A 16,968-nucleotide genomic window follows, 5' to 3' on the forward strand; every position below is an offset into this window, starting at 1 on the left:
TGGTTTCCGTGCCCGTTCGCAAGATCGTGGGCAAAAACGTCGAAGAAGCCATGGCCCGGGCCCGCGCCGCGTACGGCGACCGCGCCTTCCTCTTGGAAAGCCGCCGAAGGCCCGCGTCCCCGTGGAGTCGCCTCTTCCCCTGGAAGAGGGAGGAGGAAGTCGAACTCCTCCTCTACGTACCCGACGGACTTGAGGGAGAGGGGACCCTTAGAGGTTCGGGGAAGATTCGGGCCGTCTCCGGGACTTCCGATCCCGGCGTGCGTGCGGGCGGTGGGCCCGACGTGGCCCCGTCCTCCGGAGACGTGCTCCGGGAGCTCGAGGGACTTCGGCGCTTCGTGGAACGGCTGGCGGAAAAGGCTCCGCCGGAGTACCCCGGAGATTTTGCGGCGTGGGCCGAGCGCCTGCGCGCCCGCGGCATGGGGGAAGCCCTCCTCGCCGCCCTCTACGAGGCCTATCGGGAGGAGGCGGGCGATCCTCAAGAGAAGCTCCGTCGGGCGTTTCGCGCCCGCTTCGCTCCGGCGGTCTGGCAGGGGCGCGTGCGGGATCGGCCGACCGTGCTTGCCTTCGTCGGGCCGACGGGGGTGGGGAAGACGACGACGCTTGCGAAACTCGCGGGTCAAGCCGTTCTCCGAGGTATGCGCGTCGCCCTCCTCACCGCGGATACGTACCGCATGGCGGCGGTCGAGCAACTCGGCAAGTACGCGGGGATCCTCGGGGCGCCCATGGCCGTCGTACGCACCCCGGCGGAAGTGGCGAGCGCCTTGGAAGAGTGGGGGCGGGAACGGGAACTCGTCCTTTTCGATACTTCGGGACGGAACTACTTCGAAGAAGACCCGGGCCGGACCATGGAGCTCCTCGCCCCCGCACGATCTTGGGGCGCGGTCTACGCCTTTCTCGTCGTCTCCGCCACGCAGATGCCCTCCGACCTCGAAGCGCTCTTCTCCCGGTTTGCCGAACACGCCCTCGACGGATTGGTCCTCACCAAGGTCGACGAGACGCGCACACCGGGGCACGTCTTGGACCTCGTCCTTCGCGGCCGCCTTCCCCTTGCCTACTTCGCCTGCGGGCAGAGCGTTCCGTTCGACCTCGCCCGCGCTTCGCCAGAACTCTTGTTCGAACTCTTCCTCGCCCCGGGTCCCGCCCGCGAAGCCTGTGGTCGGTTCAAAGACCAGGACGTGTTCCTTCGCGAGGGGAGCCCTCCGCACTTTGGGGCGTTAGAGCAAGGAGGAAAGTCCCATGGACGACTTTGACCTTTCTCAGTACCTCGCCCTCTTTCTCGAAGAAAGCCGCGAAAACCTCGACGCGCTCAACGAAGGGCTCCTCCGCCTCGAGCGCGAGCCGGAAAACCTCGGGGTCGTCGCCGACCTCTTCCGCGCCGCCCATACCCTCAAGGGAATGGCCGCGACCATGGGGTTCGAGGCGATCGCCGCGCTCACCCACGAGCTCGAAGACGTCCTCGACCTCGTGCGCTCCGGGCGGCGGACGGTGGATTCTGCACTCGTGGACGTCCTCTTCCGCGCCGTAGACACCCTCGGCGCGATGCTCGACGCCGTTACCCGAGAAGGGAAGGACGACATTCCCCACGCCGACGTCCTCCAGCAGCTGCGCCTCCTTCGCGAAGGAGAAGATCCCGCCGCCGCACCCCCGCCCATCGCCGAAGAGGGACCTTCGGGTTCGGACTTTCCCGAAGTTCCTGCGAGCTCCTTTCCTCCGTACGTCCAGGTCGTCGTCCGCGAGGCGCTCCGCAAAGGGTACGGTGTCTACCGGCTGGACGTCGAGCTCGTTCCGGATGCCCTTTTGAAGTCCGCCCGAGCCTTTCTCGTCTACCGTACGGCGGAGGAGTACGGCGAGGTGCTCCATACGGACCCTTCCGTGGAGGACATCGAGGAGGAGCGAATGGGGACGGCCTTTTCCCTCCTCATCGCCACCTCCGCCCCTCCCGAGGAGCTCCGCCGAAGCGTGGCCAACGTCTCGGAGGTCGCTTCCGTGGTCATCTCTAGGGTGATCGCGGAGGGAGCCCAAGAAGACGATGCGCCTGCCCGCAAAGACGACCGCGCCCCGGAGTCCGGCGGATCCGGTCCAACTTCTCCGGAGGAAAGCGGCGCACCCCGGGATTCCCTACCCGAGCGGAAGGAGCGAGGGCCTTCCTCCGAAGGGCGGGAAAAGCTCGCGCAGCGGCGCATCCTGCGCGTGGACGCCGAGCGGTTGGACAAGCTCATGAACCTCTTCAGCGAGCTCGTGATCGACCGAGGCCGCCTCGAACTTCTCGCCCGCGAGTCGGGAAACGTGGAACTCCAAGAGGTCGTCGAGCACATGTACCGCGTGATGGGCGAGCTGCAAATGCTCGTCCTGGGGATTCGCATGGTCCCCCTCGAGCAGATTTTCCACCGTTTTCCGCGCATGGTGCGCGATCTAGCAAGAGAATTGGGGAAAGAAGTCGAATTTGTAACGAGAGGGGAGGAGACGGAGCTCGACCGTACGGTGATCGACGAGATCGGCGATCCCCTCGTGCACCTCTTGCGGAATGCCGTAGACCACGGGATCGAAACCCCGGAGGAACGGCGTGCGGCAGGGAAGCCCCCGGTGGGCCGCATCGAGCTCGTGGCTTACCCTTCGGGAAGCCACGTCTACATCGAGGTGCAGGACGACGGCCGCGGAATTTCCCGGGAAAAGGTCTTGCGCAAGGCGATTGCGCGGGGCTTCGTCCGCCCCGAGGAGGCGGAGGCGCTGGACGAAGAGGCGGTCTACCAGTTCCTCTTTTACCCCGGATTTACGACAAAAGACGACGTAAGCGACGTCTCCGGACGCGGGGTCGGCCTCGACGCGGTAAAGAACAAGATCGAATCCCTCGGCGGAAACGTGAGCGTCTTTTCCCGCGAGGGCCGCGGTACGCTCTTCCGCATTCAGCTCCCCCTCACGTTGTCGATCCTCACGACGATGCTCGTCGGCGTCGAAGGGGAGACCTACGCGATTCCCGTGGGTGCCATTGTCGAGAGCCTGCGCGTGCGCCCCGAAGAGGTGCGGACCGTGGGGGGACAACCGGTCGTCCTCGTTCGCGACCGTCTCGTCCCCCTCGTCGACCTCGCCGCGCACTTCGGACTCCGGTCTCCCGGGGAGTCGCGCGCACCTGATGAGGAGGGAGAGCGCCTGGTCGTTGTCATCCGCCGCGGCGAACGCTTCGTCGGGCTCGTGGTCGACCGCTTCTTCGGACAGCAGGAGGTGGTCCTCAAGCCCCTCGGCAGCTACCTCGCCCACATCCCCACGTTTTCTGGGGCGACGATCCTCGGCGACGGCCAAATCGCCCTCATCCTCGAACCGGCAGCCTTTTTCGCCCACTAAACCGGAATTTGCGAGCGGGAGGGAATTCCCATGGAACTGTTGCGCACGGAGGGCAAGGAAGGACGCGAGCGAGAGTCGAAATTTGTCTTCTTCCGTCTCGGGAGCGAGATGTACGGCGTCGACGTGCGGTATGTCCGGTCCATCGAACGATTGGGGGCCGTGACGCGCGTCCCCCACTCCCCACCGTACGTGCGCGGCGTGATGAACTTGCGGGGTTCCGTGATCCCCCTCGTCGACCTCCGCCTTCGTCTCGGGTTGCCAGCGGGGGAGACGAGCGAGCGGACACGCGTGCTCATCGTGAACCTCGGCGACAAGGAGATCGGCTACATCGTCGATGAAGCCAACGACGTGCGTGACCTCACAGAGGCGTCCGTAGAGCCCACGCCTGAGGTGGCGAAGACGGAGCGCGCCCGGTACCTTGCGGGTGTGGCGCGCATCGGAGAGGAGCTCGTCCTCCTCCTCGACCTCACGCGCATCCTGAACGAAGAAGAAACGCAGGAGTTGGAGGAGATGCGATGACCACCGGACGCTATCCCCCGCTGGCGCTGGACGCCCTTCGGGAGATCTTCAACATCGGGGCGCATCACGCCGCGCGGGCATTGGGGGAACTCCTGCAGGTCACCGTGCGGATTTCCGTCCCCACCTTGCGCGAGGTGGACTTTGCGGAGGTCGATGCGCTTGTCGGGGGCGAAGAGCCGCGCGTCGGGGCATACCTCCGCTTTCAGGGGGATCTGGAAGGGAGCCTCTTTTTCCTCCTCTCTCCTCGGGACGCCCGCGCGCTCGCGCGGCGCATGACGATGCTCCTCGCAGGGAGTACGGAAGTTCGCACAGATCGCGCAAACGGAAAAGAGGGGGACTTTACGGAACTCGAGTGGAGCGCGTTGGCGGAGATCGGCAACATCCTCGCGGGGAACTTCGTTGCCACCCTCTTTTCCTTCACCTCGCTCGAAATGCGGATGAGCGTGCCCGGCCTCGCGTACGACTACGCCCTTGCCATCCTCGCCGAGGGGATGCTCGCCGTCGGGGAGAGCGCAGACGAGATCCTCCTGGGCGATGCCCGCCTGAGTGCCGGAGAGCAGGAAATTCGCGGGGAGCTCGTCTTCCTCCCGCATCCTCGCTCCGTGGACGTGCTCCTCGCCGCCCTCGCGGTGGACGGGAAATGAAGGCGGGAGGCGTAGAGAGGTGTACGGGCGGGACTTGGCAGAACGAAAACGCGGCGCGGAGAACGAGCTGCCGCGCGGATGAGGGGGGCGAGGTATGGTGATTCACGTACCCATCGCCCACATGGCGGTGGCCCGTCCTCCCGCCAAGCTGCGAACGACGGGACTAGGGTCTTGTGTAGGGGTTGTCCTGTACGATCCATGGGCCCGCGTCGCCGGCATGGCGCACATCATGCTCCCCCAGGCGACCGAAGGACGCGAAGGCCCCCCTGCCAAGTTTGCCGACACGGGGATCCCCGAACTCGTGCGGCGCATCGAAGAGGCGGGCGGCGTGCGTCGTCGGCTTCGGGCCAAGATCGCCGGAGGGGCGAACATGTTTCCCCAGCTCTCCAACGACTTCTTTCGCATCGGGGAAAAGAACGTGCTCGCCGTGAAGGCGGCTCTGCAGGAACTCCGAATTCCCGTGGAAGCGGAGGACGTGGGAGGGACTGTGGGACGGACGATCGAGTTCGACCCGGAGAGCGGAAAGCTCACGGTTTGGACCATTCGGGGGGAAGTAGCGGTGTTTTGAGGGGAGGGGAGGAACGTGGGGGATTCCATCCTGGAGGAGCGGAGCGAGGAGCGGATCCTTTGGGAGCGCTACAGGCGCACGAAAGACGTTCGGACGGAAGAGGAGCTCGTACGCCGCTTCCTGCCGCTCGTAGATCGCGTCGTGGGTCGGGTGGCGTCGCGGCTTCCCTCGTTCGTGAGCCAAGAAGAGCTCCGGAGCTACGGGTACGTGGGGCTCCTCGAGGCCGTCCGCAAATTCGAACCCGATCGGGGGATTTCCTTTTCCACCTACGCGATGTGGCGCATCCGCGGGGCCATTTACGACGGCCTCAGGGATCTCGATCCCTACACGCGCTCCCTGCGCGAAAAGAGCAAGAAGATCGAGGAAGTCCAATCCCTCCTCGAGCAAAAGCACCTCCGGCGCGTGGGCGACGAGGAAATCGCTTCAGAGGCGAACCTCTCCCTTCGCGAGGTGGCGCGCCTGCGCCGCGAGGAACCGGAAGGTTCTTTCCCGGAGCTCGAGGACGACGAAGGGCAAAAGCTCCCCCTGCCGTGGTCGGATCCCAACGCCCCCCTCCCCGAGGAAGATGTCGAGAGGAACGAGCTCCGGGACGAGCTCGCCCGGGCCATCGAAGGACTTCCCGAGCGCGAGCGGCTCATCCTTTCCCTCTTTTACTACGAAGGACTCAAGTTCCACGAAATTGCCGACCTTCTGGGCCTTTCTCCTTCGCGGATTTCCCAGCTCCACGGGCGCGCCCTCGCCCGCCTGCGCCCCCTCTTGGAGCGCTATCTAGAAGGCAGGTGATCCTCCCCTATACGGTTTTTCTCCGTCGCCCGATTCCCTTCCGGGGACGGACTCTCGGACGCCAAAGTAGCGGTCTCCGGCCGCCGTCTGCGGGCGATTCCGCCTCCGTCCCGGGAGGGGGAGGGACGTGCGTCTCGTCGAGCTCCAAATCGCCCTGACGCGCACGCTGTACGAGGGCGTGGTACGGTCCCTCGAACTTCAGGCGCGCGAAAGCGTCCAGCCGTACCTCCGGGAGCGGATGGACGCTCGCCAAAACGAGGCAAACCTCACCCTTGCCGCATCCCTTTCCGGCGATCGCGGCCTTCTTCCAGGAAGTGCCCCTTCCCGTGCGCGGGGGGCAGGGAGCGGATCGGGGCTCGCCCCGTATCGCGCGGGCGGCGAAGGCGGGCGGAAAGAAACCGGGGGAGGAAAGCGGGAAGGGAAACACCCTTCTCCCGAGACTTCCGAGAAACCTTCGTCGGGGCGGGGGATAGGGCTTCCGCCTTCTGCGGGGGCGTTGTTGGACGAACGCCTCTAGGGTTTCCCGAAGTTCCAAAGCCGCACGCGTCGGCCCCTTTCCTTGCGGGGAGGAAAGGGGCTGTGCTATAGTTACACAGGATTTACCCACCACGCACCGTCTCCCAAACTGGGGTGCCGCGCGGGCGGTCGGGGGACGGAAGGGAACCCCATCTGGAGGGAATCGCATGGCCGTCGTATCCATGAAGCAGCTGTTGGAAGCCGGAGTGCACTTTGGCCATCAGACGCGCCGCTGGAACCCCAAGATGGCGCGCTACATCTTCACCGAGCGAAACGGGATCTACATCATCGACCTGCAGAAGACGATGAAGCTCCTGGAGGAGGCCTACCGCTTTCTCCGCGACGTCGCGGCGGAAGGGGGAGACATCCTCTTCGTAGGTACGAAGAAGCAGGCGCAGGAGGCCATCCGGGAGGAGGCCGAGCGGGCTGGCGTGTTTTACGTAAACCACCGCTGGCTCGGGGGCACACTCACGAACTTTCAGACGATCCAAAAGCGCATCGCCCGACTTCATGAACTCGAGCGGATGGAGGAGGACGGCACGTTCGACGTCCTTCCGAAAAAGGAGGTCATCCTCCTTCGCAAGGAAAAGGAGCGCCTCGAGCGTTTCCTCGGCGGGATCAAGACGATGAAGCGGCTTCCGGACGCGATGTACGTCGTCGATCCGCGGAAAGAGCGCATTGCCGTGTCGGAGGCGCGCCGCCTGGGGATTCCCGTGGTCGCCATCGTGGATACGAACTGCGATCCTGACGAGGTCGATTACGTCATCCCCGGAAACGACGACGCGATTCGCGCCATCCGCCTCATCACGTCGAAGATGGCCGATGCCGTCCTCGAGGGGCGCCGCGGACTCACCCCCGAAGCGGCGGGGAAACCCGCGCAGGCCGCGGAGGAACCCGCCGCCGAGGAGGACGTGCAGATCGACGAGGCGTTTTTTGCCCGGCCGGAAGGCGACGCCGAAGTTTGACCCGTCTTCGGCCGGATTCCCCGATCCCGCCGCCGACAGACGGAGGCGGCGGGGAGATCTTTCGAGGAGGGACACTGCGTGACCGTACGCGCCGATCAGATCAAGGAGCTTCGCGAACGCACAGGCGCCGGGTTTCTCGACTGCAAAAAGGCGCTCGAAGAAGCAGGCGGAGACATGGAGCGCGCCATACAGATCCTGCGCGAGAAGGGGAAGGCGCAGGCGGCAAAGAAGGCGGGCCGCATTGCCGCCGAAGGCGTCGTCGAGGCGTACATCCACGCCGGCGGGCGCATTGGCGTCCTCGTGGAGGTGAACTGCGAAACGGACTTCGTCGCCAAGACGGAGATTTTCCGGCAGTTCGCCCGGGAGATCGCCATGCAGATTGCGGCCTTTAAGCCGCGTTACGTGCGGCGCGAGGACGTCCCCGCGGAGGTCATCGAACGGGAAAGGGCGATCTACCTCGAACAGGCCAAGAACGAAGGAAAGCCGGAGAACATCGCCGCCCGCATCGCCGAAGGCAAGCTGGAAAACTTCTTCAAGGAGGTCGTCCTCCTCGAACAGCCGTACATTCGCGACGCAAACCGCACGGTAAAGGACCTGCTCGAGGAGACGATCGCCAAGACGGGCGAGAAGGTGGACATCCGCCGCTTCGTCCGCTACGAGCTGGGCGAGGGGATCGAGCGGGAGACCAAGGACTTCGCCCAGGAAGTGATGTCGCAGTTGGGCCGTGAAGGGTGAGAGAGCGTGGGGGAGGAAGAGCGCAAAGGGACGCCGAAGTTTCGCCGCGTCGTTCTCAAGCTGAGCGGAGAAGCTCTGGCCGGGGAAAAGGGCTTCGGCATCGACCCCGACGTGCTCACCGCCGTGGCGGAGGAAATCCGCAGCGCGCGGGATCTCGGGGTAGAGATCGCCGTCGTCGTCGGCGGGGGAAACTTCTGGCGAGGGCTTAAGGGCGCGGCCCGCGGGATCGACCGGGCGACCTCGGACTACATGGGGATGCTCGCGACCGTGCTCAACGCCCTCGCGCTGCAGGACGCCTTGGAGCGCCTCGGCGTGCCCACCCGTGTGCAGACCTCCATTGAGATGCGCGAGGTGGCGGAACCGTACATTCGCCGGCGGGCGATTCGCCACCTCGAAAAGGGCCGCGTCGTGATCTTCGCCGCAGGTACGGGGAATCCCTACTTTTCCACGGATACCACCGCGGCGCTGCGCGCGGCGGAAATCGAGGCCGACGTGATCCTCATGGGGAAGAACCGGGTAGACGGGGTGTACTCCGCCGATCCGGCGGTGGATCCGACGGCGCAAAAGTACGACCGCCTCACGTATCTCGACCTTCTCAACAAGAAGCTCGGCGTCATGGACTCCACGGCATCTTCTCTCAGCATGGATACCAAGATCCCGATCATCGTCTTCAACCTCCTCACGCCGGGCAACATCCGCCGCATCCTCCTCGGCGAGGAGATCGGAACGTTCATCGGAGGGGACGGAGATGTCCGAAGAAGTTCTTAAAGACGCCGAAGCGCGCATGGAAAAGGCGATCGAGGTCCTCCGTTCGGAGCTGAGCACCGTCCGCGCGGGACGCGCGACGCCGGCCCTCCTGGAAAAGGTGACCGTTGACTACTACGGCGTACCCACGCCAATCCAGCAGCTCGCGACGATCACCGTCGCGGATGCCCGCCTCCTCGTCGTCCAGCCGTGGGACCGTTCCACCCTCGCGGCCATCGAGCGGGCGATTCAGAAGGCGGAGCTCGGCTTGAACCCGCAAAACGACGGCCAGGTGATCCGCATCGTCGTCCCCCCGCTCACGGAAGAGCGGCGCAGAGAGCTCACGAAGCTCGTTCGCCGCTTTGGCGAAGATGCCCGCGTGGCCATCCGCAACGTGCGTCGCGACGCCATCGAAGAGCTCCGCCGGCGCGAGAAGGAAGGGCTTCTCTCCGAAGACGAATCGCGCCGCCTGCAGGAACGCGTGCAGAAGCTCACGGACCAGATGGTAGGGCGCGTGGACGCCCTCTTGGAGCAAAAGGAAAAAGAACTCCTCGAGATCTGACTTGGGATTGGTGCCGCGGGACCCACTCGGCCCGCCCCCCGGCCGAACCGGGTCGGGGGGTGTCCTCTATTTGGGCGCGGTTTGGGTAGAGCTCGTGCGGGACGGAGGCGACGGAGATGTGGCCGTTCGGGCGTGGGCGTGCGCGCAAGCGGGAAGAGCTCCCTTCGGTCGATCGCCTGCCGCAGCACGTGGCGATCATCATGGACGGGAACGGGCGCTGGGCACAGGCACGCGGACTCCCGCGGATTGCGGGGCACGAGGCGGGCATGCGTGCCGTTCGCCGAACGGTGCGCGCCGCCGACGAATTCGGCATCCGCGTGCTCACCCTTTACGCCTTTTCTACGGAAAACTGGCGCCGTCCGCGGGAAGAGGTCGAATTCCTCCTCTCCCTCCCCACGCGGTTTCTCGAAAGCGACCTTCCGGAACTCAAAGAACGCAACGTCTCCGTTCGCGTGATGGGCTTTCTCGACGAACTTCCGCCCCACACGCGCGCAGCAGTGGAGCAGGCTGTGGCGGAAACCGAGGGCAATACGGGGCTTGTGCTGAACTTCGCCCTGAACTACGGCTCCCGCCGCGAGATCGTGTACGCGCTGCAAAGGATTCTGTACGCCGTGCGAGACGGAACGCTCGCGTGGTCGGACGTGGAAGCGCTTCGCGAGGAAGACATCTCTCGCTTTTTGTTGAGCGCCGACTTGCCCGATCCCGACCTCATCATTCGCACGGGCGGTGAGATGCGGCTTTCGAACTTTCTCCTCTGGCAGGCGGCCTACGCAGAACTCTGGTTTACCCCGCGGTTTTGGCCGGATTTCACGCGGGAGGACTTCCTCGAGGGGCTCCGCGCGTACGCGGAGCGGGAGCGGCGCTTCGGAGCGTTGGGAGACGGGGGTAGGCGGTAGCGGCTTTCGGTGTAGGGAGGGGAGCGCATGGCTTCGCGGGTTGTCACCGCGCTCGTGGGCGGGTTCCTCGTCGTTTCGCTCATCGTCTTGGGTGGGCCTGCCTTCTCATTTCTCTTGCTCGTGATTTCGACGGCGGTCTTTCTCGAGTTCGCCGCTATGTACGAACGACGTTTCCTGACTCCTTTGAACGTCCTCGGGGTCCTCTTTACCTGGGGGCTCGTCTTCGGCTACGCGTTTTCGACGAGGTTTTCCCTCCACACCCGCGACCTCAAAGACCTCCTCTGGCTCGCCGCCTTCCTCCTTCTCTTCTTTTACGTCCTCTACCGCGAGGAGGTTTCCCTCCAAAGGCTCACCTACGTCTTCTTGGGCGTCGTGTACATCGGCCTCGGGTTCCACTACTTTTACCTCTTGCGCGTGCTTCCCGGAACGGCCGCCTACACCCTGTTCGTCGCCTTCGTCGTCTGGGCCACGGACATCGGTGCCTTTCTCGCCGGGCGGCTCTTCGGGCGCCACAAACTCCTCCCCAACGTGAGCCCGAAAAAGACGTGGGAGGGTTCCTTGGGTGGCTTCCTCCTCGGCGTTCTCGCCGCCCTCCTTTCCGCCGGCGGCTTCCGCCTGCCGCTCTCCTTCGGGCAGGTCTTTCTCCTGGGGGGGATCCTTTCGTTTGCCGGGCAGGTCGGGGACCTCATCGAATCGGCGATCAAGCGGGCCTTTCAGGTCAAAGACTCTGGCCACCTCCTCCCGGGACACGGGGGGTTCTTCGACCGCTTCGACAGCATGATCGTCGCCTACCCGATTGCGTACTTCTTTTTCCGCTTTCTCGGCCTCCTCTGAGCCGTTCGCTCCGCTCGAATCGTCCCCGTGCCCTCGTGAGAGGAGATCCCGTCCGCCGGAACAAGGGCACACCTGCGGCGGAGTTCCCCATGCCTTTTGCTTTCGGAGGGAAGTTTCCGCCCACTGGGGAACGAACGAAAGGGAGATGGAGATGCGACGCGTGGTCATCCTCGGCTCCACGGGGTCTATCGGCGTGCAGACGCTCCAAGTCCTGGCGGAGTTTCCGGAATCGTTCGAAGTCGTCGGATTGGCTGCGGCGCGAAGCGCGGGTCGGCTTGCCGAACAGGTGTGCGCGTTTGGTCCGCGGGCGGTGGCCGTGCTCGACGGGGAGACGGCGGAGGCGCTCGCCGCGGAGCTCGCGGCCCGGAGGTGTTCTCCCCGGCCGGAAATCCTCGTAGGGGAAGAGGGGTACGTGTCCCTGGCCGAGCACCCGGATGCGGACGTCGTCGTCTCCGCCCTCGTGGGGTTTTCTGGTGCCATCCCGACGCTTGCCGCGGCGGAGGCCGGGAAGACGATCGCCCTCGCCAACAAGGAGGCCCTCGTCGCCACGGGGGAACTCCTCCTCGCAGCGCTTTCCCGCGGCGGGGGGCGGATCGTACCCGTGGACAGCGAGCACTCCGCCGTGTACCAGGCCCTCGCGGGCGAACCGCGCGCGGGCATCCGGCGCCTCATCCTCACCGCTTCCGGCGGCGCCTTTCGCCACCTCTCGCGCGAAGAGCTCGTCCGTGTCACGGCGGCCGACGCCTTGCGCCACCCGAACTGGGCCATGGGCCCTAAGGTGACGATCGACTCGGCGACGATGATGAACAAGGCGCTCGAGGTGATCGAGGCGCACTTCCTCTTCGACGTGCCCTACGAGGCGATCGACGTCCTCCTCCACGATGAAAGCATCGTGCACGCTATGGTAGAATTTCAAGACGGGAACGTGAAGGCCGTCCTGAGCGTCCCCGACATGCGCTTTCCCATTCAGTACGCCCTCTTTGCCCCGGAGCGCCCCGCAAACTCCTTCCCCCGCCTCGACCTCGCGCGCGTGGGCACCCTGCACTTCCGGGCGGCGAGCTGCGAACGCTACCCCGCCCTGTGCCTGGGGTACCGTGCGGGCAAGGCGGGTGGGACGTACCCGGCGGTGTTGAGCGCGGCAAACGAGGTGGCCGTGCAGGCGCTTCTCGAAGGGCGGCTTGGGTTTCACGCCGTCGAAGACCTCCTCGCCGCCGTGCTCGACGCCCACGTTCCCGTTGCGCATCCGACCCTTACCGAACTCCGGGAGGCGGACCGCTGGGCGCGGGAGGAGGCGGCGCGGCGCATCGCGCGGGCGTACTCGGGGTGATCGCAGGGAAAACGATCGAACGGGAGTGAACTCGGTGCCCGAACCGTTGTCCGGGATTTACGTAGCGCTGGCGATCGCCGGCGTGTTCACGCTTCTCGTCTTCGTGCACGAGTTCGGCCACTACACGTTTGCGAAGCGGGCGGGGATCTTGATCCGCGAGTTCGCCATCGGCTTTGGCCCGCGGCTCATTTCGTGGAAGCGGGGAGAAACCACGTGGAGCATCCGCCTCTTCCCCCTCGGGGGCTACGTCCGCATGGCCGGCGAAGAGGCCGAAGAGGGCGAAATCCCCGAAGGAACGCGCATCTACCTCGTCGAGGGATCCGACGGCCGCATCGCCCGCATCGTCCTCCCCGAGGCCCTCGAACGCCGGAAGGAGGCGGAGACCTGGATCCGCGGCGCGAGGGAGGCGGAGGTGCGTGCCTCCCGCCTCGTAGACCGCTTAGAGCTCGTGGTTGCCGATCCTTCCGGCGGAGTGGAAGTTCTGTATGCCCGCCCCGACTTGGAAATCGTCACCGCAGAGGGTCCCGTGCAGTTTGCCCCCCGGGATCGCCTCTTCGGGAGCAAGACGATCGGCCAGCGGCTTGCCGTGCTGGCCGCCGGCCCCGTCTTTAACATCCTCTTGGCCCTCCTCCTCTTCTTCGTGTACTTTCTCGTGCGCGGCGTGCCCAGCGAAGACCCTGTCGTAGGTGGGGTACTTCCCGATTCCCCCGCCCAACAGGCGGGCATCGTTCCCGGGGAGCGCATCGTCGCCGTGGGGGACGTACCCGTGCGTACGTGGGACGAACTCGGCCCGGCCGTCTCCCTGTACGCCGGAAAACCGGTGGAGGTCACGCTGGAGAAGGACGGCGTGCGCCGTACGGTCACGCTTACGCCGGAAGTGAGGTTCATCGTCGAGCGTGTACCGGCGGGAAAGGAGCTCAAACCGGGGGACAGAATCCTGGCGATCGACGGCAGGCGCTTTGCGAGCCTTTCGGAGCTCGACGCCTACCTCCAGGCGCACCGAGGGGAACGGATCGTCGTCACCGTTGAACGTCCAGAAGGCGAAGAGCTTCGCCCTGTGGACGTACCTTACGACCTCGCCGCGGGCGAGCTCGGAGTTACCGTCAAGGGTCAGCTGGGCGTCCAGCAGGCGATCCTCCACACTCCCGTCCTCGCGCTCATCCGCGCACCGGAAGAACTTTGGCGGTGGACGGCGATGATCTTCGGCGCCCTGGGGCACCTCTTCGTCGCCCAGAACCCGCTTGCGGAAATCGGGGGACCTGTGCTCATCATGTCCACTACGGGGGAGATGGCGAAGCGCGGGGTAGAGGCGCTCCTCTTTTGGACCGCCCTCCTCAGCCTCAACCTCGGGATCTTCAACCTGATCCCCATCCCCGCCCTCGACGGGGCCCGGATCCTCTTTCTCGGGGTGGAATGGGTGCGGGGACGTCCCCTCGATCCGGCCAAGGAAAACCTCATCCACCTCATCGGCTTTGCCTTTCTCCTCCTCTTCATCCTCGTCGTCACGTGGAAGGACGTCCAGATGCTCTTGGGCGGTTGATCGGGAGCTATACTTTTTCGGCCGGATCTTGCGCGTTTGGGATCGGTCGCCGCACTGCGGAAAGGGGGAGGACGGAGTGTACCGCCGGACGGAGACCAAACCCGTATGGGTAGGAGGCGTGCGCATCGGCGGGCAAGACCGCGTCGTGATTCAGTCCATGACGACGACGGATACGCGGGACGTTCGCGCCACCTTGGCACAGATTCGCCGCCTTGCGGACGCGGGTTGTGAACTCGTGCGCCTTGCCGTCCTCGACGAGGCGGCCGCGGAAGCGCTTCGGGAGATCGTTCGCGAATCGCCTCTCCCCGTCGTCGCCGACATCCACTTCGACTACCGCCTGGCCCTCAAGGCGATCGACGCAGGGGTGCACAAGATCCGCCTCAACCCGGGGAACATCGGCGGGCGCGAGCGCGTGCGTGTCGTCGTCGCCGCAGCCCGCGAGCGGCGCGTTCCCATTCGCATCGGGGTGAACTCGGGTTCCGTAGAGCGCGAGTTGCTCGAAAAGTACGGCTCGCCCACCGCCGAGGCGATGGTGGAGAGCGCCCTGCGGCACGTGGAGATCCTCGAAGAGGAAGGGTTTACGGACATCGTGATTTCCCTGAAGTCTTCGGACGTCCCGACGATGGTCGCCGCCTACCGGAAGATGGCCGAACTTCGGCCGTATCCCCTTCACGTGGGGGTGACCGAGGCGGGGACGTTCTTTGCCGGGGGCATAAAGAGCGCCGTCGGAATCGGCGCCGTCCTTTTGGAAGGTCTGGGGGATACGATTCGCGTCTCTCTCGCGGCTCCTCCGGAAGAGGAAATTCGGGTGGCCAAGGCGATCCTCAAAAGCGTTGGCCTTCCCGCGGGAGAACCCGTCGTCATCGCCTGTCCGGCGTGCGGCCGGGCGCAGATCGACCAGATCTCCCTCGCGAACCGCGTCGAGGAAGCTGTACGCCACCTCAAGGTGCCGATCAAAATCGCCGTGATGGGCTGTGCGGTAAACGGTCCGGGGGAAGCGCGGGAGGCCGACGTCGGCGTGGCGGGCGGACGAGGGGAAGGGCTCATCTTCCGTAAGGGCCGCGTGATCCGCAAAGTTCCCGAGGCGCAACTCTTTGACGCCCTGATGGAAGAAGTCGAGCGCCTGGCGGCCGAGTGGGAGCGCGAAAATGCGCCCGCGTCCCGGCCGCTGCCGTAAGGCGCAAGGACGTTCTCCGAAGGGGGACGAAGCACCCGGATTCCCGCGGAAGAAGAGGTGAAAGCATGCGCCAATCTGCGCTTTACGCCCCGACGCTGCGCGAAGATCCCAAAGAAGCCGAAGTCACGAGCCACCGACTCCTCCTTCGGGGCGGGTATGTGCGGCAGGTGGCAAGCGGGGTGTACGCCTACCTTCCCCTCGCCTACCGCGTACTGCAAAAGATCTCGCGGATCATCGAGGAAGAAATGGATCGTGCCGGAGCCCAGGAGATCCTCCTCCCCGTGATTCAGCCGAAAGAGGTGTGGGAGGCCTCCGGACGTTGGGAGACGTTCGGGCCACTCATGTTTCGCGCCGAGGACCGCCACGGCCGTCCGTTCGCCCTCGGCCCCACGCACGAAGAGCTCATCACCGCCCTCGTGCGCGACGAGGTGCGAAGTTACAAGCGCCTCCCGCTTAGGCTCTACCAGATCCAGACCAAGTTTCGCGACGAGTACCGGCCGCGCTTCGGGCTTTTGCGCGGGCGGGAATTCCTCATGAAGGACGCCTATTCCTTCGACCGCGACGAGGAGGGGCTCGAGGAGAGCTACTGGGCGATGTACCGCGCGTACGAGCGCATCTTTCGCCGCCTCGGCGTGGAGGCGCGGGCGGTGCTCGCGGACACGGGGGCCATGGGCGGCTCCGAGAGCCACGAGTTCATGATCCTCGCGGACATCGGCGAGGACACGATCGCCTACTGCCCGCAGTGTGACTACGCCGCCAACGTCGAGCGGGCGGAGGTCGTCGTCCGCGAAGAGGCGCCGCCGGAAGAACCTATGGAACCCCTCCGGCGCGTCCGCACGCCGGGGGCGCGGACGGTGGCCGAGCAGGCGGCGGCCCTCGGCCTGCCTCCGGAAAAGATCATCAAAAACGTGGTCTACGTCGCCGACGGGGAGGTCGTCGTCGTCCTCGTGCGGGGCGACCACGAGGCAAACGAGGCTAAGGTGCGCCGCGTCCTCGGGGCAGAGACGCTCGAAATGGCCGACGAGGAGACGATCCGCCGCACGTTCGGGGCGGGCCCCGGCTTCGTGGGGCCCATCGGGGTGGTCGGCGTTCGGTTCTTCGCGGATCACGCCGTACGCGCGTTGCGCAACGCCTCTACGGGAGCGAACCGCGACGACGAACACTTCCTCGGCGTAAACCCCGGCCGCGACTTCGAACCCGAGGGGTACTACGACCTCAGGACCGTGCGGGAGGGCGACGTCTGCCCCAAGTGCGGTGCCCCCCTCCGTTTCGCCCGCGGAATCGAGGTCGGGCATGTGTTCAAGCTCGGGACGAAGTACAGCGAGGCCCTGGGGGCTACGTACCTCGACGAGGAGGGGCGCGAGCGCCCGATCGTCATGGGAAGCTACGGGATCGGCGTTTCCCGCCTCGTTCAGGCGATCGTCGAACAGAGCCACGACGAAGACGGGATCATCTGGCCGCTGAGCGTCGCTCCCTATGAAGTACACCTCCTCGTGACGAACATGGCCGAGCCGGAGCTTCGGGAGGCGGGGGAACGCCTCTACGAGGAGCTCACGCGCCGGGGCGTCGAGGTTCTCTACGACGACCGTCCGGACCGCGCCGGCGTGAAGTTCAAGGACGCCGACCTCTTGGGCATCCCCTACCACGTCGTCGTAGGAGCGCGCACGCGGGAAGAAGGCCTCGTAGAGTGGAAGGAGCGCCGGACGCGCGCCGTCGACCCCATTCCCCTCGCGGAGGCGGCGGAGGTGATCGCCGCCCGCATCGCCGAAGCGCGGCGCGCCTTTTCCGCCTAGGACTCGGGTGAGCGTGCGGCGCGCGG

At 65.6% G+C, this 16,968-nt stretch carries 17 protein-coding genes; all 17 read left to right on the top strand.

Going from position 1 to position 16,968, the window contains the following annotated elements; translation table 11 throughout:
• Positions 1-8: 8 nt before the first annotated feature.
• The 17 genes from C7438_RS06895 (at position 9) to C7438_RS06975 (ending at position 16,942) form a co-directional block, all read left to right on the top strand.
• On the top strand, positions 9-1,250 hold the full coding sequence (locus C7438_RS06895) for a flagellar biosynthesis protein FlhF (RefSeq protein ID WP_147402015.1): 1,242 nt from the start codon (positions 9-11) through the stop codon (positions 1,248-1,250).
• Entirely contained in the window at positions 1,237-3,339 is a 2,103-nt protein-coding gene (locus C7438_RS06900) for a chemotaxis protein CheA (protein ID WP_121444631.1), read from the top strand. Before C7438_RS06895 ends, C7438_RS06900 begins: the two co-directional genes overlap by 14 nt.
• A 30-nt stretch (positions 3,340-3,369) precedes the next feature.
• Entirely contained in the window at positions 3,370-3,858 is a 489-nt protein-coding gene (locus C7438_RS06905; protein WP_121444632.1) for a chemotaxis protein CheW, read from the top strand.
• A complete protein-coding gene (locus C7438_RS06910; RefSeq protein ID WP_121444633.1) occupies positions 3,855-4,502 on the top strand; it encodes a chemotaxis protein CheC in 648 nt (215 codons plus the stop codon). Before C7438_RS06905 ends, C7438_RS06910 begins: the two co-directional genes overlap by 4 nt.
• 94 nt (positions 4,503-4,596) lie before the next feature.
• A complete protein-coding gene (locus C7438_RS06915) occupies positions 4,597-5,070 on the top strand; it encodes a chemotaxis protein CheD (protein ID WP_121444634.1) in 474 nt (157 codons plus the stop codon).
• 15 nt (positions 5,071-5,085) lie between these two features.
• Positions 5,086-5,853: a FliA/WhiG family RNA polymerase sigma factor gene (locus tag C7438_RS06920; protein ID WP_121444635.1), complete on the top strand. Its 768-nt coding sequence runs from the start codon at positions 5,086-5,088 to the stop codon at positions 5,851-5,853.
• Between the two features lie 127 nt (positions 5,854-5,980).
• Complete coding sequence (locus tag C7438_RS06925) at positions 5,981-6,370, top strand: hypothetical protein (RefSeq protein WP_121444636.1); 390 nt, start codon at positions 5,981-5,983, stop codon at positions 6,368-6,370.
• A gap of 166 nt (positions 6,371-6,536) precedes the next feature.
• The gene (rpsB, locus tag C7438_RS06930; RefSeq protein WP_121444637.1) at positions 6,537-7,334 is read left to right on the top strand and encodes a 30S ribosomal protein S2; all 798 of its coding nucleotides are present in this window, start codon (positions 6,537-6,539) and stop codon (positions 7,332-7,334) included.
• A 78-nt stretch (positions 7,335-7,412) separates the two neighbouring features.
• Positions 7,413-8,069 (top strand): translation elongation factor Ts, encoded by a 657-nt coding sequence (gene tsf / locus C7438_RS06935; protein WP_121444638.1) that lies wholly within the window; start codon positions 7,413-7,415, stop codon positions 8,067-8,069.
• A gap of 6 nt (positions 8,070-8,075) precedes the next feature.
• The gene (gene pyrH, locus C7438_RS06940; RefSeq protein WP_121444639.1) at positions 8,076-8,837 is read left to right on the top strand and encodes a UMP kinase; all 762 of its coding nucleotides are present in this window, start codon (positions 8,076-8,078) and stop codon (positions 8,835-8,837) included.
• Entirely contained in the window at positions 8,818-9,375 is a 558-nt protein-coding gene (gene frr / locus C7438_RS06945; RefSeq protein ID WP_121444640.1) for a ribosome recycling factor, read from the top strand. The genes pyrH and frr overlap by 20 nt, the downstream gene beginning before the upstream one ends.
• A gap of 116 nt (positions 9,376-9,491) precedes the next feature.
• Positions 9,492-10,271, top strand: a complete 780-nt coding sequence (uppS, locus tag C7438_RS06950; protein WP_121444641.1) for an undecaprenyl pyrophosphate synthase — start codon at positions 9,492-9,494, stop codon at positions 10,269-10,271.
• A 27-nt stretch (positions 10,272-10,298) separates the two neighbouring features.
• Positions 10,299-11,105, top strand: a complete 807-nt coding sequence (locus tag C7438_RS06955) for a phosphatidate cytidylyltransferase (protein ID WP_121444642.1) — start codon at positions 10,299-10,301, stop codon at positions 11,103-11,105.
• 145 nt (positions 11,106-11,250) lie between these two features.
• Complete coding sequence (locus C7438_RS06960; protein WP_245956560.1) at positions 11,251-12,432, top strand: 1-deoxy-D-xylulose-5-phosphate reductoisomerase; 1,182 nt, start codon at positions 11,251-11,253, stop codon at positions 12,430-12,432.
• Between the two features lie 34 nt (positions 12,433-12,466).
• Complete coding sequence (rseP, locus tag C7438_RS06965) at positions 12,467-13,972, top strand: RIP metalloprotease RseP (protein WP_170143626.1); 1,506 nt, start codon at positions 12,467-12,469, stop codon at positions 13,970-13,972.
• 76 nt (positions 13,973-14,048) lie between these two features.
• Positions 14,049-15,149 (top strand): flavodoxin-dependent (E)-4-hydroxy-3-methylbut-2-enyl-diphosphate synthase, encoded by a 1,101-nt coding sequence (ispG, locus tag C7438_RS06970; RefSeq protein ID WP_121444644.1) that lies wholly within the window; start codon positions 14,049-14,051, stop codon positions 15,147-15,149.
• Positions 15,150-15,214: 65 nt separating this feature from the next.
• Positions 15,215-16,942, top strand: a complete 1,728-nt coding sequence (locus C7438_RS06975; RefSeq protein ID WP_121444645.1) for a proline--tRNA ligase — start codon at positions 15,215-15,217, stop codon at positions 16,940-16,942.
• Positions 16,943-16,968: the final 26 nt, after the last annotated feature.

It is taken from the genome of Brockia lithotrophica (genome assembly GCF_003633725.1).
Taxonomy (GTDB): domain Bacteria; phylum Bacillota; class Bacilli; order Thermicanales; family DSM-22653; genus Brockia; species Brockia lithotrophica.